Here is an 845-nt window from a genome sequence, read left to right as displayed (position 1 = left end):
CTCGGCAAGCTCGGCCATGAAGTGAAGCTGATAGCGCCGCAGCTGGTGAAGCCTTATGTGACGCGCAACAAGAATGACGGGCGGGACGCGGACGGGCTGTGCGAAGCGATGAGCCGGCCGCGGATGCGGTTTGTGGCGGTGAAGAGCGCCGAGCAGCAGGCGGCGCTGATGCTGGCAGGTGTCCGCGATGGGCTGATTGCCCGCCGCACCCAGCTCAGCAATGCGATCCGCGGCTACGCGGCGGAGTTTGGCCTGATCGCGCCCAAGGGTCTGGACAAGATCGAGCCGCTGCTGGCACGGATCGCGCAGGACGAGAGCCTTCCGGTCATGGCGCGCGAGCTGTTCGCCGTGCAGGGCCGCGACTATGCGCAATTGCAGGGTGAGCTGAAGGCGATCGAGGCCAAGCTGCTGGTCTGGCACCGGGCGAATGCCACAAGTCGTCGCCTGGCGCAGATCCCCTCGGTGGGTCCGATCATTGCGACGGCGCTGGTGATGAAGACCCCCGATCCGACTGCGTTCCGCTCCGGCCGGCGGTTCGCGGCCTGGCTCGGCCTGACGCCTAAAGATCATTCCACCGCGGGCAAGACCAGGCTTGGCAAGATCACCCGTGCCGGCGACGAGACCCTGCGTCGGCTGCTGGTGGCAGGGGCGACCGCGGTGATCCGGCAGGCAAGGCTCGGGCGCGGTCAGCCCTCGCGTTGGCTCGTCGCGTTGCTCAAGCGCAAGCCGCCGAAGCTGGCGGCCGTGGCGCTCGCCAACAAGGTGGCCCGCATCGCCTGGAAGCTGATGGTGACCGGCGAGAACTACGATGCCGCACGGATCAACGCCACACCGGCAACTGTCAC

General features: G+C 67.6%; 1 protein-coding gene. It reads left to right on the top strand.

Annotated features, from left to right (window positions below; all coding sequences use genetic code 11):
- Positions 1-845 (top strand): IS110 family RNA-guided transposase (locus tag AC628_RS41565; RefSeq protein WP_074132555.1); only part of this gene is annotated, 845 nt, incomplete at both ends.

The sequence above is a fragment of the Bradyrhizobium sp. NAS96.2 genome, assembly GCF_001908235.1.
Lineage (GTDB): Bacteria > Pseudomonadota > Alphaproteobacteria > Rhizobiales > Xanthobacteraceae > Bradyrhizobium.
Note: the sequence above shows the minus strand (reverse complement) of the source record. Positions and strands in the feature narration are given on the sequence as shown.